Here is a 22,827-nt window from a genome sequence, read left to right as displayed (position 1 = left end):
GGGCAATGCACTGCAGTATTACAAAACCGCTGTTGCTAATTTTAATATTTTTTCGAACTGTGCATCAATACTTAAATTGGTATTATCTACCTCTATGGCATCAACGGCTTTCTGCAAAGGAGAGTCTTTTCTGTTAGAATCGATATAATCGCGCTCTTCAATATTCTTAAGAACTTCCTCATAACTAACATCCCTTCCCTGCCCTGTTAACTCATCAAAACGTCGCCTGGCACGGGCATCAGCACCGGCGGTCATAAAAATCTTAAGTTCGGCATCAGGAAAAACCACAGTACCTATATCGCGTCCGTCCATTACAATACCCTTTTCACGCCCCATAAAACGCTGCTGCTCTACAAGCTTTTCACGTACCTGCGGCAAGGCTGCAATTTTGCTTACGTAATTAGATACTTCCATAGAACGTATATCGTGTTCTACATTTACATTATTAAGAAAAACTTCGCTATGCGCCACTTCTGTATTAAACACAAATTTTAGTGTAACCTTTGGCAGGTGTGTAACAAGCCCTTGTTCATCAAAATGTGATACGCTTATAAAACCTTGCTGCAATGCGTAGAGCGTTACTGCCCTGTACATGGCTCCCGTATCTACATAAATATAATTAAGCCTGCGGGCAAGTTGTTTTGCCAACGTGCTTTTTCCTGTTGATGAAAAACCATCAATAGCAATGGTAATCTTTTTATCCTGAATCAAAACTATATCTTTATGCCACAAAACTAAACAATCTAATTAAAATATCGGAGAATGACCGATGAAATACGCTCTTTATGGATATCTGTCATGCCCGTACCTGATGGCAGGCAAAGCCCGGTGTTAAATAACGTTTCTGCTACTTTTTCGCCAAAATACAGGGCATTTTTAAAAACCGGCTGTAGGTGGAGGGGTTTCCATAATGGCCTTGCTTCAATATTTTCTGCCTCAAAGGCAAGCCGTAACCCTTCAGCTGTACGCCCACTACTCTTTTTAGTGTCTATGGTTATTGTTGTAAGCCAAAAATTAGACAAACTATGCGTAGCATACTCCTTAAACACCTCTACCCCCGGAAGATTATCCAATAATGCTGTATAAAAAGAATGTATTTCTCTCTTTTGAATAACTCTTTGTGGTAGCACTTCCATTTGCCCACAACCTATTCCCGCACAAATATTACTCATTCTGTAATTATAGCCTATCTGGCTATGTTCATAATGAGGTGCATTATCCCTGGCTTGTGTAGCAAGAAAAATAGCGTGTTGTTTAACTGCCTGCTCTTTAACAACCATTGCCCCACCGCCAGAAGTGGTTATTATTTTATTACCATTAAAAGATAATATCCCTATATCTCCAAGTGTACCACAAGGCTTATTTTTGTATATACTACCAAGTGCCTCAGCACTGTCTTCCATAACCGGTATATCATATTTTTCTGCTATAGCACTTATTTCGTCATGCTTATAAGGCATACCATATAAATGTACCGCAATTATAGCAGCAGGTTTTTTACCTGCATTTAAACGCGCTAATATAGCTGCCTCAAGCGCTAAAGGGCACATATTCCAACTCTCAGATTCGCTATCTATAAAAACCGGGCTTGCTCCTAAGTAAACTATAGGATTTGCCGACGCGGTAAAAGTAAAACTCTGACAAAGCACTTCATCTCCTGCTTTTACCCCAAGCAGCACTAATGCCATATGCAGGGCTGCTGTACCGGATGACAGGGCAGCAACAAAGCGGCTTTGCCCCATAAAAGCTTCTAATTGCTGCTCAAAAAAATTTACATTAGGCCCTAGTGGTGCTATCCAGTTATCCAGAAAAGCCTCATTTATATATTGTTGCTCTTTACCTCCCATGTGGGGTGGCGAGAGCCATATTTTTGAAGTATCCATAGGCATAAGTTATAACACAAGATCTTGGTACAATTATTAATCAGCCCAAAAACGCGAAAGATTTTTACCCCGAAATATGGTATAAAAAATCAATTTTATATCAGTCCACAAATTACTTTTATCCTGATACTTACGATTTATCTTAACTTTATCAGGAAATATAACATAATCATTTAAATATACCGGATCTTTTGTATCTGCCAGCAGCGCCTCTTCATTAGAATACTTAAGGCTCGCCGGGCCTGTAAGTCCCGGCCTCATTAAAAGCAACTTACGGTCGTCTCCACGCAAAGTATCATAATAACCCGGCACGTCTGGCCTTGGCCCTACAAAACTCATAGTACCTATAAGTATATTAAAAAGTTGCGGAAGTTCATCAATTTTATAGCGACGCATAAAACGCCCTACAGGTGTTACAACCTTACCGGCAGCACTATCTTTCATAGACCGTAACTTGTAAATGGTAAACTTTTTGCCATACCGGCCTACGCGCAGCTGTGTAAACATTCCGTTTTGCCCGTCACTAAGCGTTACCAAGACATAGAATAAAAAAATAAGCCACCATATAGCTAATAATCCCGCCAAAGATAAAAACACATCAAAGAGCCGTTTAACCATAATCATTTGCATTACAATACCGGCAGCCAGACAATCGCCCTTTAATATGCCTTGTCTTCTCCTTTAAAAATGTTCCAGACAGTAAGGTATACTATTTTAATATCAAGAAAGAAATTCCAGTTTTCAAGATACCAGATATCATAAGACACCCTGTTTTTAATATCAAAATCTGTTTCTATTTCTCCCCTGTAACCATTTACTTGTGCCCATCCGGTAATACCCGGCTTAATAAGCTGTCGTACAAGATAGTTGTTTATAATTTCCATGTACTGGGCATTTTGAACCGTCATGTGTGGCCTTGGCCCTACTATAGACATATCACCTTTTAGTACGTTCCAGAACTGAGGGAACTCATCAAGGCTGGTTTTGCGCAAAAATGCTCCGATAGGTGTAATACGCGAATCTCCTTTAGTAGCCATTTTCCTGTCAGAATCATGATTTACATACATACTCCTGAATTTTAGACACCAAAATTCTTTTCTATCACGCCCAAGCCTTTTCTGCTTAAAAAGTACCGGCCCCTTAGAGCCTGATTTTATTATGATAGCTATTAATGGAAACAACCAGCTACAGATAAATATAAGCACTAAAAGACTAAATACAATATCAAATGTGCGTTTGATAAACTTGTTATGCGTTTCTTCCAGCGGTTCTTTACGCAATGAAACTGTAGGTATATTACCAAACTGTTTAAACTCATATCTGTTATAAAACTGAAAGTGGAAGTCTGGTATTATCCTAATACGCATACCCGCTTTATCTACAACATTAGTAACCTGTTCAATTTCTGAAACAGTAATACCCGGTACGGCAACAATTACTTCATTTACCTTGTTTACCGGAAGATATTGTTCTAAATCTGATATTTTGCCCAGATAAGGGCCAAGCTGCTCTTCTGTGTTTTGATCATCAAAATATCCTATGATATCGTATCCTAAGTGAGGATTTTCTACTACCAGGTTTTTAAATTGCTGAGCAGAAGATCCGTGCCCTAATATAATAACATGTCGCAGGTTATAACCTTGCTGTCTTAAAAAAAGCACAAACCGATTAATAATATACTTTTCTGTACCAAAGCAAAGAACAAGTAATACAGAGTATATAAATACAAAATTTACCGGCAAAAAAGAGTGCGAAAAATAAGAAACCAAGACTATTGTTATGGCCAGCAAAAACGTGCCCTTAAGCGTTTTATATATTTCGAGCGAAAAACCAGGCCTTATGCGATGCTCACCATACAAGTTATTAGATGTGCCACTAAAAAACCACACAAATAACAGAATTATAAGTAAGAAAAACTTTGATTTAAAATCTTCCGTAAAACTATCCGGCTGCACTATGTAAATGCAGAGAATATAAGTAAAAGCTACTACAGATAAATCTGCAATTAACCGCACAAGCGATATTTTGTTCAGGTATGGTTGCACTATATTAAAAGATATTTACTAATTAATAACACAATCTCAAAAACAATCACCCAAAAAAGCACCAGAGTAATATCATATAACATACTACCTACACCCAATTTAGGTTATTATCAAATATATAACAATATTATTACTCTACATTGTAAATTTTAACAATATAAACAGAGTTATTGTTATTTTCTTTGACGTTTATTTTTAGAGAATTATTTAAAATACTTACGTTTTTTCTCCACAACTGTACCGGTTGATTTAGTACAGTTTCCCCAGTGGCAGGAATTTCATAACATTCGGCAATAACATTTTTTGCCTTTTTAAAATTCTTCACTTTACTTAAGCGCTGCAAATTTAATGAAATTGTTTCTTCCTTGCTATTATAGTTTGTAAATAGAACATTAATTTCTCCTTTATTTTTTTTATTTAGATATGCAAATGACAAAATATTTTGCGTTCCTGATGATGATGGCAGCCTAGCCTGCAGGCTCTCAGCATAATGTTTATAAGCCCACCACACAGCACGCGGTTTTCCGTTCTCATCCAGCAACCCATCAAAAGAGTTATTTGTACAATTAGAATCTCCTTTAGAATTTTTCCAACAGGCTTTACACCCTGTATCTACTTTATTATTTTCGAGCATTTTGAAATATGCAAGTGATACCTGAGGGTCATATTGATCTTCAGGGCCAATAATTTCGTTTAGCTGTATTTTTTTTATGCCTAAAGATTTAAATCGGCCTTTTATCCAATTTTCCTGAACCCATTTAATGTCTTCTTCAACTTTAAAAAAGTCTCTCCCCCTTCTAAATTCATGCCAGCTTAAAACATCCAGATGTATTTTATTTTGCTGACAATATATTAAAAAACGCTCTAAATATTCTCTATCAAATTTATCAATGGATGGTCCGCTTATTATTGCATTCTTTCCCTTAGGCATAGATCTTATTTTATCATGCCCTATTTTAAATGTTTCAAAGAATTCATTTTCAGATTTGTTCCAAAAACTTTGATGATTTGGTTCATTCCATATATCATAAATAACGTTATTACCAAATTCACCATAGTTTTGCTCTACAACTTTTAGAAACCCAGCCTCGTTACGTGCAGGTTCTATCCACTTTTTAGTTTTACTATTCTTGTAGTCTGCAGGATAATGATAAAAATCACTTAATACTAAAATAGGTGTAACACCTCTTTTTTGTAAATAGTCTATAGGTGCCCCCCTATCATTAAAAGAGTCCATAGCCCAACCTACCCTCCATGTTTTAGGCTTTAATTTTAAAATTCCGCTGCTTATGGCAGCAGTATCCGAAAAATGTAAAAAACCAGTAACAGATTCATATTGTTTTGGGCTCCTGCCACAATCTACAATAATTGTATTATGGTCATCAAATAAATTATCTTTATTAAAGATATAAGTTACCCCCAATACTATTATTACAACTACGGTAAATATGTAGGCAACGATACCTTTCATGATAATCATTATTATTGTTTTTTCTCTGTTACATCACTTACAAATGACTTAAATTTTTGCTTAAACACATCAAGATTAAAACGTGCAGCATTTTTTTCAAGATTAGTTCTTACAAATGTATTTTCTATGGTTTCAAACTTTTCTACAGCTTTTATTATTGAATCTGTATTCTGCTTATCAAATAACACACCCGTTACCCCATCTATTACCGTTTCCAAAGCTCCCCCTTTACCATATGCAATAACCGGCGTGCCGGCTGCCTGCGCCTCAAGCGGCACAATACCAAAGTCTTCTTCTGCAGCAAACACAAATGCTTTTGCACGCTGCATATGATCTTTTAGCACCGCAAAGGTTTGATACCCCATAAGAATTATATTAGGGCCTGCAAGTTTTTTTATCTTTTCATAATCAGGACCGGTACCTATTACTATCAGCTTTTTATCCGGCATTTTAGAAAAACTTTCTACAATAAGATCTATTTTCTTGTAAGGCACCATCCTGGAACAGGTAAGGTAAAAATCTCCCTTATCGGCATTTGATGTAAAATCTTCTACTCCAATGGGCGGATAGATAGTAGTAGCCTGCCTGTTGTACACTTTTTTTATTCTTCTGCCTATATAGTCAGAATTACTGATAAAATGATCTACCCTGTTTAAGGATGCCACATCCCAAATTCTTAATTTATGCAAAAAGTACTTTACAATAAATGCCTTGAGTCCTTTTTGCAGCCCTGCTTCTTTAAGATATTGATGGTGCAAATCCCATGCGTAACGCACAGGTGAATGGCAGTAGCAAATATGTGTTTGGTCTGAATGAGTCAAAACCCCTTTGGCTACCGCATATGATGAACTTATTATAAGATCGTATGATGAAAGGTCAAAACTCTCTATAGCCATACTAAACAGCGGTAGATAGTTTCTGTATTTTTTTCGGCCAAATGGAAGATTTTGAATAAAAGAGGCGGTAACCTTATTAACAGGAATACCCATTGTGTTTAAAACCTCTTCGTTATATACCAGTGTATATACATCGGCATTTGGATATAGACTATAAATTTCCTGAAAAACCTTTTCGGCTCCCCCCATTTCTGTCAACCAATCTTGTACTAACGCTATTTTCATTGTATTAAAAGATTAAGCTTTTGCTTCATTATACGATTTTACTTTCCTGCCTAATGCAATGGATGGCTTTTCTACCAAAACATATGTTAAATGTGAGAAACCTATTGTAAACAGCAAAACAAGTAGTACTAATAAAAACCCGTTAAGTTGAGGAAAAGCGTGTTGTATAATAAATATTGCAATGGGATGAAACAAATAGACAGAATAGCTTATTTTACCAAAATACTCTAATAGTCCGCTTGTAATTTTAAATTTACCTATAGCCAGGAATAATATCATCCCGGTATAATAAGTAATTGTGTATTTATACCAGCTTTCATTAAAGCCCATATCTTTATTATAACCAAGAATATTTATTATAGGCATTAAAACAAAAAAGCAATACAAATAAATTTTAGAGTATGTTTTTGCTTTAGGGTCTTCATCAAGAAGAACATACCTGTAATAAGAGCCAAAAAACATGATTGACAATGCAAGCGGAAGTGCCAAAGGTAATTTTATATCCATTTGGTATCTTACAAATGCCATACATAATGCAATAATTAAAAAAGCCAATGATATTAAGAACAGGAATTTCTTATCTGAAAGCTTCTTCATTAAAAACACAAATACTATGAGGAAATAAAATACAAGTTCTATTTGTAATGTCCAGTAAAGGCCTATGATATTTTTAACACCTATAAACTGTTGTAACATTGTAAAGTTGAGTACCAGTTCCAGAATAGAAAAGCCGGGAAAGAGTATAAAACCTAATATAGCAGAAACCCAATATACCGGATAAAGCCTAAAAAAACGGGATATACCAAAATTTTTAACCGCATCCATTCCTTCACCCCTTATGCTATAAGGAATAACAAAGCCACTAATAATAAAAAATACAATTACTGCAATTTTACCCAAGTCAAAGTATATTTCAAAAAAATCTGCCGCAGTTTGTAATGTGATATCTTTTTTACTAAAAGTAAGTATGGCATGAAATATTAATACCAATATGGCGGCCAACCCTCTTGCCGAATCTAAATAACCTAATCTATGCTTTTTCATAATTTTATAATTAACTTATCTCCTATACTTTTTCCATATTACTTTAAATAAGATAATTTGCAATCCCCATCAAATTATCAGTAAATATGTTTTGCAAACTTTATGACATTAAACTATGTCTATAAACAATTTTTAAAATTGCTTTATTAACTACTCATTAAAATTATCTAAGATACTTTTTACTTTTTCTGCACTACTATCCCAAGAATAGTCTTCGTTATTTTTATATCCGGCAGCAACTAACTTATCCATTAATCCCGGTTCATCTAAAAGTTGTTGCATTTTTAAGGCCATATCTTCAGGTTGGTATGCGTTACAATATAAAACGCTGTCTTTAAAAATTTCCGGAAGACAGCTCTCGTTAGAAAGTATTGCAGGTGTACCGCATTTTTGTGCCTCTAGTGGAGGAATACCAAAACCTTCATAAAGCGATGGATAAAGAAACCCTAAAGCATTACTATAATACATTACCAGCTCTTCGTCTGTAATACGCCCTGTAAAATGAATTGCAGGATGGTTTTCGTATTTCGACAAGTTAAGTGATGAAAAACTTTTAGAATCAAATCCTCCAATAATATATAGCGAAACCTGAGGTGATTTTTTATAAACCAGAGAAAACGCATCGAGCACTAATGGAAGATTTTTCCTGAAATTTAATGATGATACTGCTGTAAAATAAGGTTGATTTACATTTCCTTTATCTTTACTATGATAAAAAAGGTCACTTACAGCATTGTATATAACCGAAATTTTTGAAGCTGCCGTATTATAGTATTTTACAATTTCATTTTTTGAAAAAGCACTTACGGTAATTACATGTTTAGATTGTTTAATAATCCTGGGTATCATAAATTTATATACTCTCAGGAAATTTTTAGAATATGTTTCAGGAAACACCTCAAACGCAACATCATGTATGGTAACAATCTTATTATTGTATAATAAAGGCGCTGTATTACACAAATTTAACAACAACGGGCCATCATTATTTTTCTTAAGTTTTTTTAAATAAAGAGGCAATTCAATTTGTTCCCAGATATGCCCACTGCGTTTACCAACAACAATAACATTAAGCTCTTTTGCTAACTCATTATCAAGCAGGTTATGGGGCGCAACAAAGATAAGCTCATCATTAGAATACTCTAACCTGATTCTTTTACAAATCTCAATGGCATAACGCTGCACACCTGTAATGGGCTGTGTTAAAAACCTGGCATTAATTATTATCATATTTGTTGTTGCATTTTATAATGATTGAACAATTGTATTGTAGTTAGCAGACATTTTACTTAGTTCAAATTTCTTTATAAAAGTAGAACGTGCATGTTTTCTCATCAGATCAAACTCGTCTTTCCTGTTTTCAATAATATCTTTTACCATAACAAGAGTACTCTTAAGCGCCTCAGGACTATCTTCATACAGAAAACCGTTTACGCTGTTCTCTATCATTTCGCTGCTACCTCCTACATTAGTAGCCATAACAATGCGACTATACCCAAGCCCTTCTATAATGGTTGTACCCAGTGGTTCCTGTCCTGTATGTGTAGAATTGTTTATAACGATATCTGCACCATTATAAAACTGGTCTATATTATCACAAAAGCCAATATATTTTATATTTGATACATCCTCAATTTTTTGAAGAAAGGCAGCATAATAAGGCGAATCAGCATCTATGGGCATACCGGCAATAATAAGCCAAACCCCAGATTCCGGCGGATATACCTGTCTAAAAGTATCTATAAGGCCATTAACCCCCTTGCGATCTACTATTTGTCCTATAATACTAAAAGCCAACACATTATTAGGAATATTATGCTTTTCACGGAATGTACTGCGCGATAACTCATTAACAATTATCTTATTAGGGTCTAAACCATTATATAATATATTAAGCTTAGTTTTATCATGATATTTTTTTGCCACTGCGTTAGATACTACAATGGTTCTGTCATAAATTTTATAAATAAAAGACAATAATCTTCCCAGTATACCATGTACATAAGTAATATCATGATCGCTCCATATAAATTTCACCTTTTTCCAAAACAGTTTGCTATATATTGCTACAGGCAGCAGGTATGTTGTAGGAACGATAGTATTTGTGTGGACTATTGTTATATTATTCTTTTTGATGTACTTATATACATAACTATTAATTGCCATTACTGATTTTATAAACAGTAAAAGCGTCTTTATTTTACCAGAATTTTGAGTATTCAGCTTTTTAAGATTGTCATTAGCCGCCAGTTTATATGGTAAGGTTTCGGCAGACAATTTATCATAAAACCTTCCTGGCGACATAACCAGATGGCTGTTTACACTTGTATTATGCCTTATAAGATTTTCTATAACATATTCTGCCCCTGATGATTTTTCACCACCAAAAACATATAATATCTCTTTTTTATCCATTGTAATCTATATCTTTTACTATAATATTATCTTAAAGACCCAAAATACTGGATTTATAAGGATACGTTTCAGCTGCATTAAGAAATGCAATATTCCAATACCATATACCCAATGCAAGTAATACTACTATTATAGCTATAAGTTCAGTAACTCTCCCCCCTTTTTTAGAGAACTCATATAGCATCCTTGGTATAATTATACAGTCTAAAACATTTATATACCATGAAACCCTTGATGTTGTAACCGATATTATAGACGTTAAAAAGAATATGAGCCCTGTTATTTTTAAATACATATAAAAATCAGTATTTCTCAATTGGTCTTTGGGCACATATTTTCTTAGAAGAAATATGATAATCAGAAATATAACATAAAGCAAAATAAGGTTCTTAACTACAACCGTTTTCCCCTCGTTTGAATATAGCTCATCATATTTCGAGAAATTATCAGACACAACAGTAAGTAAATTCAAAACGGTACTAAAAGCAATAAAAAACAATGATGTACTGGCCAAAAAGAGTACTTGTAGCCATACAGATGCGCGTCTGTTTTTTAAAAATGATATTTTATAAATTACAAGAAATATAGCAAAGAAAATTCCACTACTGTGTGTAAGGTAAATTATGACCAGCCACAATAACGATTTAAACCATTGCCTGTTTTCTATATATTTAAAAGCATAAAGGGCCATGGCAACTGCTATGGACTGACGCATTATATTAAGACTCGAATTATAAAACAGCAATAAATACAGAGCCATTACCATCCACATCTGAGCCTTTTTCCTGTTGTCGTAAGCTGTAAGATATACAAATATTATAACTGCAAAATTTGTAAAGAAATACAGCCAGTTTACACTATCAGAAAACAAAGACAAAACATAGTTTAGCAACGCATATCCAAATTCAATACCAAAAAATTCGTCTTTGCCATATGCCTGTAAGAACTCAATAAAGCTACCGTTAGAACTTGCAACTCTTTGAAATATAAAATCAGCATAGGTAACCGTATCTGTACCAATACCAGTATCTCTGAATCCGGCTAAAGCCGAGGGTGCCAAAACAGCAATCGCTGAAAAAAAGAGAAAATGCCCTCTATTTCTTATGCTGAGTTGCGCAAGATATGTGAAAAACGTAGATATTATGAAAACTATAATATAAATCATCTATAATAAACAATTAAACGGATTAATTAGGTAATCTTTATAATCCTGGCAGGATTTCCTACAGCTATTGAGTTATCCGGTACATCTTTAACAACGATACAGCCTGCACCAATAACAACATTATTGCCTATTTTTATGCCTCCAATTGCACACGCGTTTGCACCAAACTCTACATTGTTTCCAATAACGGGACTTGCACTGTCTATTCCATTTTTATCCAGTTTGTTTCCTATTGTAACTCCCTGCCTAAAAGTACAATTTTCGCCGATTATTGTGTCAGAATTAATAACAAGGCCAACGCCATGAAATATACGGCAATTTTTGCCAATTTTAGTGCGCCAACCTATTTCTACTCCAAGAATCCAGTGAACAATATATTTATTAAATAAAAAAACAGGAAAAAACAGGAGTTTCCTCATTTTACTGGATGTTACCCAGTATGAGATACGAAACCACAGTAATACAAAACGGCCTTTTTTGTCGGTGCTGTTAACTTTCCAATCCTGAAAAATATATTTAATAAGTCCCATTATATTATAACCTTAGTCCCTTTAAATTTTTACTTAATTATCATCCTCCTGGCACGCATAAGAAAATTACCAAACCATCTGGCTCTAAAATATGCCGCTGCAATTGTTTTATACTGTAATGGATATTTAGCACCATATTTATGAGCACCTGATATCAAGCCATACAATTCTTTATATTCATGTATTGATAGTCCTTTTTTTAGCCTCAGCAAATCAGTATAAATATTCACTAATCCAAAGAAATAAAATTCACTCTTAAACAACTCAAATTTGGAATATTTTTCGAGTACTTCCTTTACTTTACCCGACAGCAAACCCATTGACGAATTTGATGATGAGCTCATTGCAGAACTTTCTCTTATATAATATTCATATATCGGATTTTGGTTAGTCCTTACCCTGATTTGATCATTTTCAAGCAAAACACTAATTTGAAACAAAATATCTTCTCCAATTTTTACAGATGTATCTAAGCGGCAGTTTTTTAACAAACTCCTCTTATATATCTTATTCCAAATAATTGGCCCTGTAGGATTAACCCACATTAACAAATTATTAATATTATCTTTAGCAGATATTACATCATCAATAACGGTATCGCTTACTATTGTAGTAGTAGTGCCATCTACCTTGTAATAGGCAGAAAAAGATATTACATCACTATCATTTTTTTCTATTTCTTTATTTATCTCTTCAAAGGCATTCTTTTTCAGTGTATCATCACTGTCTACAAATGTAACCCACTCTCCTGAGGCATTGTCCAGACCAAGATTTCTGGCAGAACTTACCCCGCCGTTCTTTTTATGAAAAACTCTGATTCGTGCATCTTTAGCCGCATATTCATCACACATCTTACCACAATTATCAGGGCTGCCATCGTCTACTAAAAGTACTTCAAAATCTTTAAAATCCTGCAACAGGATACTATCAAGGGTGGCTGCCAGATATTTTTCTACTTTATAAACAGGAATTATTACACTCAGCCTGGCCATTATTTTAAAGCACTAATTAAAAAGTTACGAGAAAACTCTCTCTTTTCTTCCAGGATAAGATTTACCTTATTCCAGTCAATTTCTTTTGCAAGAATACTTGTTACTTGACCAGATTCATAAATAAGCCTGTCTTCAAGACCAAACATGGCCAACAATGATGTAAAACGCGCTAATCCTCTGCTTTTATTTCCATAAACTACAAATGGTTTATTAAATAAAATAGAGAAAGCACACGCATGAAAAGAATCAGTTACCACAAACTTAGCATCATTAAAACCGGCAAGCCAGTCTTCTGTAGGTGGAGCAATCAAATCATTAAGACCAACACCCGTATTATCTATTTGCTCAGTTTTAGTATTCACCCTAAATGGATTATAACTGTATTTTTTTGATATTTCAGCAATTACAACATCTTTATCCTGTGTATTATCAAGCACATACACAAGCAGGTCTTTACCTTCGCGGCTCTCAGTACGCTTACCCACTATTTTCATATAATCTTCACTTGTAAGCAGCATTGTAGGATCCAGTACATGCGTAGCATCTACATTAAACTTTGTTTTAGACAAAACAACGCCATCTTGCTCTCTTACAGATACGGCATCAAAATGTTGCAATAATTTTTTGCAATTTTGTGTCTGCTCTTCAGAAAATTCCCAATCACTGGTTCCAAAAGATGCAGCATAAGAGATTCGCTTGGTTTTATCTCCTCTCAAAAATCCAAAAAAGTTGTCTTCTATGTTTGGTGCATAGGGAACTCGCCAAACCTGGTCGCTTCCTACAATTACCGCATCAAAATTATATTTCTCAATACCATTTAGTAATTCCTGAGATGAATAAAACGGCTCTGTTTGAGGTGTAATATATTTATCAATGAATGGTTGTGTAAACTGGCTGATGATTGGAAACTCTTTTTTAGCTTTGCTTTCAAGAAATATAGTAGTTCCCTTTTTACCTAACAGATATTTTTTTATACTACGTTTTACTATAACAATTGGAAGCTTCCATCCGGGCATTTCATTTTGTCTCCTATTTATAAGCACAGGTTCATGCCCCATGTCTTTTAAGACTTTCATTAATGCAAATGCCTGTAAGTTTCCACCATAATTTGTGTGCAATGGTAGTGTTAGAGTACCTATTTTCATAGCTTATTTCTTCTATAATTAGTTATTTAACAATAGATGCTTACATAAGATTAAAAAACTTCTCATGTAAATCCAGGATACACATTAAAAATATATCCTTAAACAATATATTATTTCTTTATTCTATTGGTTATTAATGATTTTATCATTGCTTTTTCTGATTTTTTTAATCCTACTAGAACAATAACTATAAGACATAACACCACAATAAGGGCGCTTACCAGAATAAGTTCAAGAAAGCTTGCCGATGTTATATTAAAATAATAGAGAAGGTAAATAAGCCCTCCACAAATGGCAGTTATACTAATTACCGGAAAAAGCACATCCTTAAAAAAACGCATAACATCCAGGCTAATCATTGATTTTAAGAACCTCAATCGAAGGAATAGGGTAACTACCGAAAGTAAAATTGCCACATAAATATACATAACAGGATCTGGAATGAACTTAAAAACGATGTAGTTTAACGGCAAGTTAAGACAAAGTGTAAGCCCTACCACTATTTGGTACCATTTAATTTTACCCGTTGCTAACGCACCTGTTATGAGTGCTTGTGATATCGTTTCTATCAAAAGATTAGACAGCGTAAGAGTAATAAATATACTGGCATATACCGGCGGGTTTTCCAGCCACCATTTTAGTATAAAATCAATATTGTATATTATGGGGCATACCAGTATAAACAACACAAAATAAGAAAACTTTGAAACCTGAAACATCAGCTTTTGCATCTGTGCAATATCTCCTTGCGCAAAAGTTTTATATATCTGTGGGTTTGCTGCCGTTTGAAAACTTACTACAAAAGTATTTACAGCTCCTTGTACTTGCATTGTAATACCATAGGCCGCATTTACTACAGTACCAAAAAAGATATTAAGCAACATATTTGTTCCTTGCCCTTTAGCTACAACTGCTATATTTCCAAAAAGGTTCCATCCTGAATATGAGATAAGAGACACAAAGTACTCCTTATCATAAAACCATTTAAACTTACTCTCTTCAAAATTTTTAAGACAGTAAATCCTGTAACATAAAGCGATAAGAGTGGCAAGCAAAAACAGGAGCCCGGCATAGAGTGTAAGTTTATCAAAAGCAACTACAGTTAACAAAAACACTGCAAATAACTTAAGGATAACCTCTGCTATACTTAGCATAGCATAAACATTCATCTCCTCACGAGCTATAATCAAGGCATTAAATGGCACTTGCAATACGGTAACCAAAAATGTAAATATAGAAAATTGGTATACCCAAAAAACAGCATCCATACGTGCCTCTGGCACATTTAGCTTATTCATTACAAACCAAAGCCCAATGGTTTCTGCAAGTAAAAGCACCAGCAATGCAATGCATATATGGATAATAACGGTAGCATTAAAAGTATTGCGTAATTTTTCATTTTCATTACGCCCTATATCAAATGCCAGAAAACGTTCTGTGGCTGTAGTCATGGCCGCATTAAAGAAGCCAAACAAAACAACAACACCACCTACAACACTATAAATACCGTAGTCTTTTACTCCCAAAACATTTAACACAATCCTCGATGCATACAACTCTGCACCCATTTTTAGAAACATCCTGAAATAAAGGAAAAGTGTATTTTTTGCTATTTTTTTTGAACTTGACATATTATGTGTATCTGCCGCATGTCTTAACTACAATTGTAATGTACAACTAAGGCAGCAATTATAATTCTTATTAATTTTTACACCTAATGCTTAAAGCTTAGACTCAGCCTAGTTCAGCAATATTGAGTTTTCTTTCTCAAGTTTACCGTAAACATTTTTTACCTCCTGAGAATGATCCTTATGAAGTATAAGATTGGCATCTTCTGTGTATACAAATATTGTATTTTCAAGACCAAGGAAAGCAGTATAATTGCTTGTACCTATAACCATATTACCAAATTCATCTACCTTGTGGCCCATTTTGGCAAGATATTCATAAACCGAATCAAAAGATCCAAGATCTGACCATTTAAATATGGCAGGTACAACCTTTATTTTTTTGCTTCGTTCCATAACGGCATAGTCAATACTTATAGATGGTATCTCCATAGATAAAGCTTCATCAAGCCTGCCTTCCTTAGCCTGGCTCCATGCTGCCTGAGACTTTTCATAAATTTCTGGCTGGTACAACTTTAGCTCTTCAAGCAATACACTTGCCTTAAAACAAAACATACCACTGTTCCATAAAAAATTTCCGGTATCTATAAATGTCTGGGCAGTAACCTGGTTTGGCTTTTCTCTAAAAGAAATAACCTCATCTCCATTATGTTCTATATAGCCATAACCTGTTTCGGGCTTTGTAGGATGCACCCCAAAGGTTACAATAAAATTATTTTTTGCTTTACTTATAGCCTCATCCATAGCCTGCCTGTAAGCTTCGGCACCTTCAATAATATGATCAGATGGTGTTACAACAAGTATATCGTCAGGCTCTGCCGCAAAAGCCGCAAACGCAATAGCAGCTGCAGTATTTCTCGGCACTGCCTCTACAATATCAAGATAGGTTACATTATTTTTTTCCATCATTTCTTTGCTAAGGTGGCAGTTATCTCTGCTACCTACAACAATAACTTTATCTGCAAAGTCCTGATTTCTTTCAGCTGTCATCTCAAAAAGAGATTTCCCTCCAAATATCGGAAGATATTGTTTTGGTCTGCTTTTTCTTGATAATGGCCATAAACGGCTGCCTACTCCTCCTGTAAGGATAACGTGTGTAACTTTACTCATCTATAATTTTGTTTATTGTATGTAAAAAAACCTGGATACTATTTATAGTATCCTGTATACCATTTCACATAATTACCAACACCTTCTTTTACAGAAACTTCAGGACTATAATTATAATTAGCCTTAAAATCTTCCATATCGGCCCATGTACTTTCTACATCGCCCGGCTGCATTGGTAAATATTGCTTAATAGCCTTTTTACCCGTTGCTTTTTCAATCTCGCTTATAAAGTCTTCAAGCTTTACCGGCCTGCTGTTACCTATATTGTACAGTTGATATTGCTTAGGACTTTTACCCTCTGTAAGAATTACAGAAAGTAAACCGTTTACAATATCGTCTACATAAGTAAAATCTCTGGACTGGTTACCATTGTTAAATACCTTTATAGGCTTTTCATTCAAAATTGCTTCAGTAAAAAGACTAATCGCCATATCAGGCCTTCCCCAGGGCCCGTAAACAGTAAAGAAACGCAATCCTATCGTTTCTATATTGAATAAATGGCTGTATGTATATGCCATGAGCTCATTGCTCTTTTTTGTGGCAGCGTATAATGATATTGGTTCGTCAGATCTGTTTTGTATGGCAAAAGGCATATCTGTGCTATTACCATAAATACTGGACGAACTGGCATAAACTAATTTGCCAACATTAAAATGACGGGCACTTTCCAGTATGTTTAAAAAACCTACAACGTTAGACTGAACATAAACATCAGGATTCTCTAACGAATATCGTACCCCCGCCTGAGCGGCTAAATTAACAATTATTGTAAAATTTTCGTCCTCACAAAGTTTAAATAATTGTTGCTTATTATCAATATCCAGCTTGGCAAAGTTAAAATTTTTATGCAGCCCACTGTTAATTTTTTCGAAATTATTTATATTTTTTTCAGCTATACCCAATTCCTTTAAACGATCCAGCTTAAGGTTTACATCATAGTAATCATTAATGTTATCAATACCTGTAACATAATAACCTTTTTCCACCAGCGCTTTGCACAAATGAAAACCTATAAATCCTGCTGCTCCTGTTACTAATATCTTATGCATACTCTAAAATCTCTCTTGGCTATCAACCGTTAATATATAGCGTTTTCCAGCGCAGGCAATACTATATCTTTTTCAGAAACAACAAGTTCAGACTCCGAAAGTTGCCAGTCGATAGCAAGACTTTTGTCATTGTAAATTATTCCGCCTTCATGTTCTTTAGAATAAAAGTTATCACATTTATATGAAAACTCTGCTTCTTCGCTAAGCACTACAAAACCATGTGCAAAACCTCTGGGCACAAAAAGCTGCTTCTTATTTTCGCTACTTAATTCTACTGCTACATATTTACCAAAGGTATCAGAATGCTTTCTGAGGTCTACGGCTACATCCAGTACCGTGCCGCTAATTACACGTACTAACTTAGCCTGTGCAGCATCTCCTGTCTGGTAATGCAGGCCCCGCAGCACCCCTCGCGTAGAAAAAGACTGGTTATCCTGTACAAACTCAACATTAAGCCCTGTAGCACTATCAAAAGTCTTCTTATTATAACTCTCATAAAAATAGCCCCTGCCGTCATTAAAAACGCGTGGCTCAAGTATAAAACACCCCTCAAGGTGTGTGTGAACTATATTCATTATTTTGTTTCGATCAATGATAAAAGCTTACGCCCATATCCACTTTTTAACAATGGCTTACATAAATCTCTAAATTCTGCCTCGCTAATATACCCCATTTCATAAGCAACACCCTCAATAGCTCCTATTTTAAGGCCCTGGCGCTCCTCTATCACTTCTACAAACTGCGAAGCCTGCATAAGCGATTGAAACGTACCCGTATCAAGCCATGCCGTTCCTCTATCCAGTATGCTTACCGTTAGCTTATTGTTCGCAAGATAATATTTATTAACATCAGTAATTTCAAGTTCTCCTCTGTGGCTTGGCGCAATATTTTTTGCTATGCTTACCACCTCGTTGTCATAAAAGTAAATACCGGGTACCGCGTAGTTAGACTTTGGCACTTCGGGCTTTTCTTCAATGCTAAGCGCCTTTCCATCTTTATCAAAGGCTACCACACCATACCTTTCCGGGTCGTGCACGTGGTAGGCATAAATAATACCACCATCAGGATCTACATTACTTTGCAGTAGTTTACCCAGACCGGCACCATAAAAAATATTATCGCCCAGTATAAGGGCAACTTTATCCTTACCTATAAATTCTTCGCCAATAATAAAGGCTTCTGCAAGCCCATTTGGCTGCTCTTGTACTGCGTACTGAAAACTACAGCCATATTTTTTTCCATCTCCCAGCAAATCCCTAAAAAGCGGGAGGTCTTTTGGGGTAGAAATAATAAGTATCTCCCTGATGCCCGCCATCATTAGCGTAGAAAGCGGATAATATATCATCGGTTTGTCATAAACCGGCATAAGCTGCTTACTTACGGCAAGGGTTAACGGATGTAACCGTGTGCCAGAGCCTCCTGCCAAGATAATTCCTTTCATATATGCTACACTCCGTGGGAGTACTGTTTTTCGTAATACTTTAAATATTCGCCAGATGTTACATTCTTAAGCCAGTCATGGTTATCTAAAAACCAATTAACTGTAAAGTCAAGGCCCTCCTCAAAAGTAACAGATGGCTCCCAACCTAATTCTTTATTAATCTTAGATGCATCTATTGCATACCTAAGGTCGTGCCCCGGACGGTCTTTTACATAAGTTATCAGCTTTTCGCTTGTCCCTTTTTCCCTGCCAAGCTTCTCATCCATAATAACGCACAGCAGCTTTACAAGATCAATGTTCTTCCACTCGTTAAAGCCGCCTATATTATATGTTTGATGGTTTTTGCCTTTGTGGAATACAAGATCTATTGCAACGGCGTGATCTTTTACAAAAAGCCAGTCGCGGGTATAATTACCATCGCCATAAACCGGAAGCGGTTTATTTTGTATGATGTTATTTATAAATAGTGGTATAAGTTTTTCAGGAAAATGGTTTGGCCCATAGTTGTTACTGCAATTTGTAAGTACAAAAGGCATACCGTAAGTTTCGCCATACGCTCTTACAAAATGATCTGAAGCTGCCTTACTGGCAGAATAAGGTGAGTTTGGCGAATAAGGTGTTGTCTCTGTAAATAACCCTTCGGCTCCCAGTGTACCATATACTTCATCTGTACTTACATGGTAAAATAGTTTACCATCAAAATTACCTGCCCAAACCTCTTTAAAAGCGTTAAGCAGGTTTAGCGTACCAAGAACATTAGTGTTTACAAACGCAAGAGGATCTGTAATAGAACGGTCTACATGCGATTCTGCCGCAAGGTGTATTACGCCGTCAAAAGCATGCTCTTTAAAAATAGCCGTTATGGCAGCAGCATCAGTAATGTCTGCTTTTATAAAAGCATAATTAGGCTCATGCTCTATATCGCTTATATTCTCAAGGTTTCCGGCATAGGTAAGCGCATCAAGATTATATATTTTATAATCCGGATAATTCCTTACAAACCTTCTAACCACGTGCGAACCTATAAATCCCGCACCTCCTGTAATCAATATCTTCATATACTGCCTCTTAAAGAGGGTTAATTATTTTCCTATCGACTGAAACACAAAACCTATTTCTCTAAGCTTCTGTCCATCCAGCAAATTCCTGCCATCAAAAACAAAAGCAGGCTTTTTCATATTGTCATAAATGCGTTGCCAGTCATAACCTTTAAACTCATCCCACTCGGTAAGTACAGCTATGGCATGCGCATCTTTTACAGCTTCATAAGGGTCATTAAAGGTAGTAACCCCTTTCCTGTTTTCCTTTTTACGGCGTGTATCAAGATAATCAAGATCAGCATGTATCTGTGTCTCTTCTACCTTAGGGTCATACACGGCAATATTAGCCTGTTCAAGCAAAAGGTCATCTGCTACATATATGGCAGCAGACTCGCGTGTATCGTTTGTATCTTTTTTAAACGCCCAGCCCAAAAAAGTTATTTTTTTGCCCGAAACCGTATTGTAAAGCGTTTTTACAATATTGGCAGCAAAGCGCCTTTTTTGATGGTCGTTCATTATAATAACCTGTTCCCAGTAATCTGCCACCTCATCCAGTCCATACGACTTTGCTATATAAACAAGGTTAAGTATATCCTTCTGGAAACATGATCCTCCAAAACCTACAGATGACTTAAGAAATTTAGACCCTATACGGCTGTCCATACCTATTGCCCTTGCTACCTCATTAATATCTGCACCGGTTTTTTCGCAAAGCTCAGACATCGCGTTTATAGAAGAAACACGCTGTGCAAGAAATGCATTAGCCGTAAGCTTAGAAAGCTCAGAAGACCACACATTAGTAGTAAGTATACGCTCAGTAGGTATCCAGTTTGCATATATATTTACAAGCGCATCAATAGCCTCCTGTCCTTCTTCATCACTGTCTCCACCTATAAGCACACGGTCAGGATGTAAAAGATCATCTATAGCGGTCCCCTCTGCTAAAAACTCAGGGTTGCTAAGTATCTGAAACTTTACACCATTTCCGGTATTATCGAGTATGCTACGTATAGCTTCTGCAGTACGTACCGGAAGGGTAGATTTCTCTACCACTATTTTATCGCTTTTTGCTACTGAGGCAATCTGCCTGGCGCAAAGCTCTATAAACTTAAGGTCTGCAGCCTTGCCCTTACCAAGTCCATACGTTTTTGTAGGCGTATTAACCGATATAAATATCATTTCGGCCTCATCAATAGCCTTTTCTACCTCTGTACTAAAAAACAGGTTTCGCCCACGTGCCTGAGCAACTATTGCATCAAGCCCAGGTTCATAAACAGGCAGGTTATCAAGATTCTCATCATTCCACGCGGCTATCCTTGCCGCATTTAGATCTACAATGGTAACTTTTATTTCAGGACATTTAGCAGCAATTACTGCCATAGTGGGACCACCCACATATCCTGCTCCAATGCAGCAAATATTTTTAATCTTACTCATTATAGTTATTACAATTAACTATCATCACGAAATTAATATTAATTTATTTATACCTGAGAGGTTTTAAAGACTTTTTTAAAGTCATACACCACACTTACCTCTTCGCAAACATGCTTAAGATCCAGGTTTTTAAACTCGTTGTGTGCCACACCTGCAAAAACAGCATCAAACCTACCTCTCGGCAACGTGCTGTGGCTTACAAGCCCATATTCATGCAGCACCTCTTCAGGGTTTGCCCACGGGTCGTATAACGTTATGGATACCCCATATTCTTTAAGGGCATTTATAACATCAACAATTTTAGTATTTCTAACATCGGGGCAGTTTTCTTTAAACGTTATACCCAGGATAAGTATCCTGGCACCGTTAACTACCACTCCTCCTTTTATCATTTTCTTGATCATCTGCGAGGCTACATAGTCGCCCATACTGTCATTAAGCCTGCGCCCTGCCAGTATAATTTCAGGATGATAGCCCACTTCCTGCGCCTTTTGGGCCAGGTAATACGGGTCTACCCCTATACAATGGCCACCCACAAGCCCCGGCTTAAATGGTAGAAAATTCCATTTTGTGCCTGCCGCCTCTAAAACGGCATAGGTATCTATATCCAGTAAATTAAAGATCTTAGAAAGCTCGTTAACAAACGCAATGTTAATATCACGCTGCGAGTTTTCGATAACCTTAGCCGCTTCAGCCACCTTTATAGAGGTAGCTTTATGCGTACCCGCTGTTATTACAGAACCGTATAAAGCATCTACCTTATCTGCCGCCTCAGGCGTAGAGCCAGAGGTAACTTTTATAATCTTATCTACAGTATGCAGCTTATCGCCCGGGTTTATACGCTCTGGGGAATAGCCCGCAAAAAAATCTTCATTAAATTTAAGTCCGCTAACGCGTTCCAGTACCGGTACACATTCTTCTTCGGTAACACCGGGATATACTGTACTTTCATATACTACAATATCTCCTTTTTTAAGTACCTTGCCTACCATTTCGCTTGCTTTGTACAAAGCAGTAAGATCTGGCCGGTTGTTTTTATCTACCGGGGTTGGCACGGTTATAATATAGAACGTACTGTCTTGTATGGTTGCCGTATCAGATGAGCACAACAAGCCTTTTTCTCCTGACAAATCCTGAACAAGTACCTCACGCAATGTTTCGGCATCTACTTCAAGCGTTACATCTTCACCGTTTTTCAACTGGCTTATACGGTCTTTTTTTATATCAAATCCTGCAACAGGATATTTTTTTGCTAATAAAACTGCCAGTGGCAGCCCTACATATCCCAGCCCTATAACTGCTACTTTCATA

21 protein-coding genes are annotated in these 22,827 nt (G+C 36.0%); all 21 read right to left on the bottom strand.

Going from position 1 to position 22,827, the window contains the following annotated elements:
• Positions 1–18: 18 nt before the first annotated feature.
• On the bottom strand, positions 19–708 hold the full coding sequence (gene cmk / locus DYH63_RS21160) for a (d)CMP kinase (RefSeq protein WP_116790920.1): 690 nt from the start codon (positions 706–708) through the stop codon (positions 19–21).
• A gap of 35 nt (positions 709–743) precedes the next feature.
• Positions 744–1,883 (bottom strand): DegT/DnrJ/EryC1/StrS family aminotransferase, encoded by a 1,140-nt coding sequence (locus DYH63_RS21155; protein WP_116790919.1) that lies wholly within the window; start codon positions 1,881–1,883, stop codon positions 744–746.
• 36 nt (positions 1,884–1,919) lie between these two features.
• Entirely contained in the window at positions 1,920–2,501 is a 582-nt protein-coding gene (locus DYH63_RS21150) for a sugar transferase (RefSeq protein ID WP_205528270.1), read from the bottom strand.
• 41 nt (positions 2,502–2,542) lie between these two features.
• Positions 2,543–3,838 (bottom strand): undecaprenyl-phosphate glucose phosphotransferase, encoded by a 1,296-nt coding sequence (locus DYH63_RS21145; protein ID WP_240409118.1) that lies wholly within the window; start codon positions 3,836–3,838, stop codon positions 2,543–2,545.
• Between the two features lie 220 nt (positions 3,839–4,058).
• Positions 4,059–5,399, bottom strand: coding sequence for a GH39 family glycosyl hydrolase (locus tag DYH63_RS21140; protein WP_162927122.1), 1,341 nt, complete (start codon positions 5,397–5,399; stop codon positions 4,059–4,061).
• A gap of 11 nt (positions 5,400–5,410) precedes the next feature.
• Positions 5,411–6,520 (bottom strand): glycosyltransferase family 4 protein, encoded by a 1,110-nt coding sequence (locus DYH63_RS21135; protein WP_116790692.1) that lies wholly within the window; start codon positions 6,518–6,520, stop codon positions 5,411–5,413.
• 12 nt (positions 6,521–6,532) lie between these two features.
• Entirely contained in the window at positions 6,533–7,564 is a 1,032-nt protein-coding gene (locus DYH63_RS21130; protein WP_116790691.1) for an acyltransferase family protein, read from the bottom strand.
• Positions 7,565–7,714: 150 nt separating this feature from the next.
• On the bottom strand, positions 7,715–8,794 hold the full coding sequence (locus DYH63_RS21125; protein WP_116790690.1) for a glycosyltransferase family 4 protein: 1,080 nt from the start codon (positions 8,792–8,794) through the stop codon (positions 7,715–7,717).
• A gap of 15 nt (positions 8,795–8,809) precedes the next feature.
• Positions 8,810–9,979, bottom strand: a complete 1,170-nt coding sequence (locus tag DYH63_RS21120; RefSeq protein ID WP_116790689.1) for a glycosyltransferase family 4 protein — start codon at positions 9,977–9,979, stop codon at positions 8,810–8,812.
• A gap of 31 nt (positions 9,980–10,010) precedes the next feature.
• A complete protein-coding gene (locus DYH63_RS21115) occupies positions 10,011–11,039 on the bottom strand; it encodes an EpsG family protein (protein WP_162927121.1) in 1,029 nt (342 codons plus the stop codon).
• Between the two features lie 131 nt (positions 11,040–11,170).
• Positions 11,171–11,674 carry a serine O-acetyltransferase gene (locus DYH63_RS21730; RefSeq protein WP_116790687.1) on the bottom strand — a complete coding sequence of 168 codons (504 nt, stop codon included), beginning with the start codon at positions 11,672–11,674 and terminating at the stop codon, positions 11,171–11,173.
• Between the two features lie 29 nt (positions 11,675–11,703).
• Positions 11,704–12,666 (bottom strand): glycosyltransferase family 2 protein, encoded by a 963-nt coding sequence (locus tag DYH63_RS21105; RefSeq protein ID WP_116790686.1) that lies wholly within the window; start codon positions 12,664–12,666, stop codon positions 11,704–11,706.
• Positions 12,666–13,811, bottom strand: a complete 1,146-nt coding sequence (locus tag DYH63_RS21100) for a polysaccharide pyruvyl transferase family protein (protein ID WP_116790685.1) — start codon at positions 13,809–13,811, stop codon at positions 12,666–12,668. Before DYH63_RS21100 ends, DYH63_RS21105 begins: the two co-directional genes overlap by 1 nt.
• A gap of 110 nt (positions 13,812–13,921) precedes the next feature.
• Entirely contained in the window at positions 13,922–15,442 is a 1,521-nt protein-coding gene (locus tag DYH63_RS21095; RefSeq protein WP_116790684.1) for a lipopolysaccharide biosynthesis protein, read from the bottom strand.
• Between the two features lie 108 nt (positions 15,443–15,550).
• Entirely contained in the window at positions 15,551–16,549 is a 999-nt protein-coding gene (locus tag DYH63_RS21090; RefSeq protein WP_116790683.1) for a mannose-1-phosphate guanylyltransferase, read from the bottom strand.
• A 38-nt stretch (positions 16,550–16,587) separates the two neighbouring features.
• Positions 16,588–17,598 (bottom strand): NAD-dependent epimerase/dehydratase family protein, encoded by a 1,011-nt coding sequence (locus DYH63_RS21085; RefSeq protein WP_116790682.1) that lies wholly within the window; start codon positions 17,596–17,598, stop codon positions 16,588–16,590.
• A gap of 29 nt (positions 17,599–17,627) precedes the next feature.
• A complete protein-coding gene (gene rfbC, locus DYH63_RS21080; protein ID WP_116790681.1) occupies positions 17,628–18,173 on the bottom strand; it encodes a dTDP-4-dehydrorhamnose 3,5-epimerase in 546 nt (181 codons plus the stop codon).
• A complete protein-coding gene (rfbA, locus tag DYH63_RS21075) occupies positions 18,173–19,039 on the bottom strand; it encodes a glucose-1-phosphate thymidylyltransferase RfbA (RefSeq protein WP_116790680.1) in 867 nt (288 codons plus the stop codon). The genes rfbC and rfbA overlap by 1 nt, the downstream gene beginning before the upstream one ends.
• A 5-nt stretch (positions 19,040–19,044) precedes the next feature.
• A complete protein-coding gene (gene rfbB / locus DYH63_RS21070; protein WP_116790679.1) occupies positions 19,045–20,097 on the bottom strand; it encodes a dTDP-glucose 4,6-dehydratase in 1,053 nt (350 codons plus the stop codon).
• Between the two features lie 24 nt (positions 20,098–20,121).
• On the bottom strand, positions 20,122–21,516 hold the full coding sequence (locus tag DYH63_RS21065; protein WP_116790678.1) for a UDP-glucose 6-dehydrogenase: 1,395 nt from the start codon (positions 21,514–21,516) through the stop codon (positions 20,122–20,124).
• Positions 21,517–21,563: 47 nt separating this feature from the next.
• A complete protein-coding gene (locus tag DYH63_RS21060; protein WP_116790677.1) occupies positions 21,564–22,826 on the bottom strand; it encodes a nucleotide sugar dehydrogenase in 1,263 nt (420 codons plus the stop codon).
• Between the last annotated feature and the right edge of the window lies 1 nt (position 22,827).

Source organism: Flavobacterium psychrotrophum (genome assembly GCF_003403075.1).
GTDB lineage: Bacteria > Bacteroidota > Bacteroidia > Flavobacteriales > Flavobacteriaceae > Flavobacterium > Flavobacterium psychrotrophum.
Note: the sequence above shows the minus strand (reverse complement) of the source record. Positions and strands in the feature narration are given on the sequence as shown.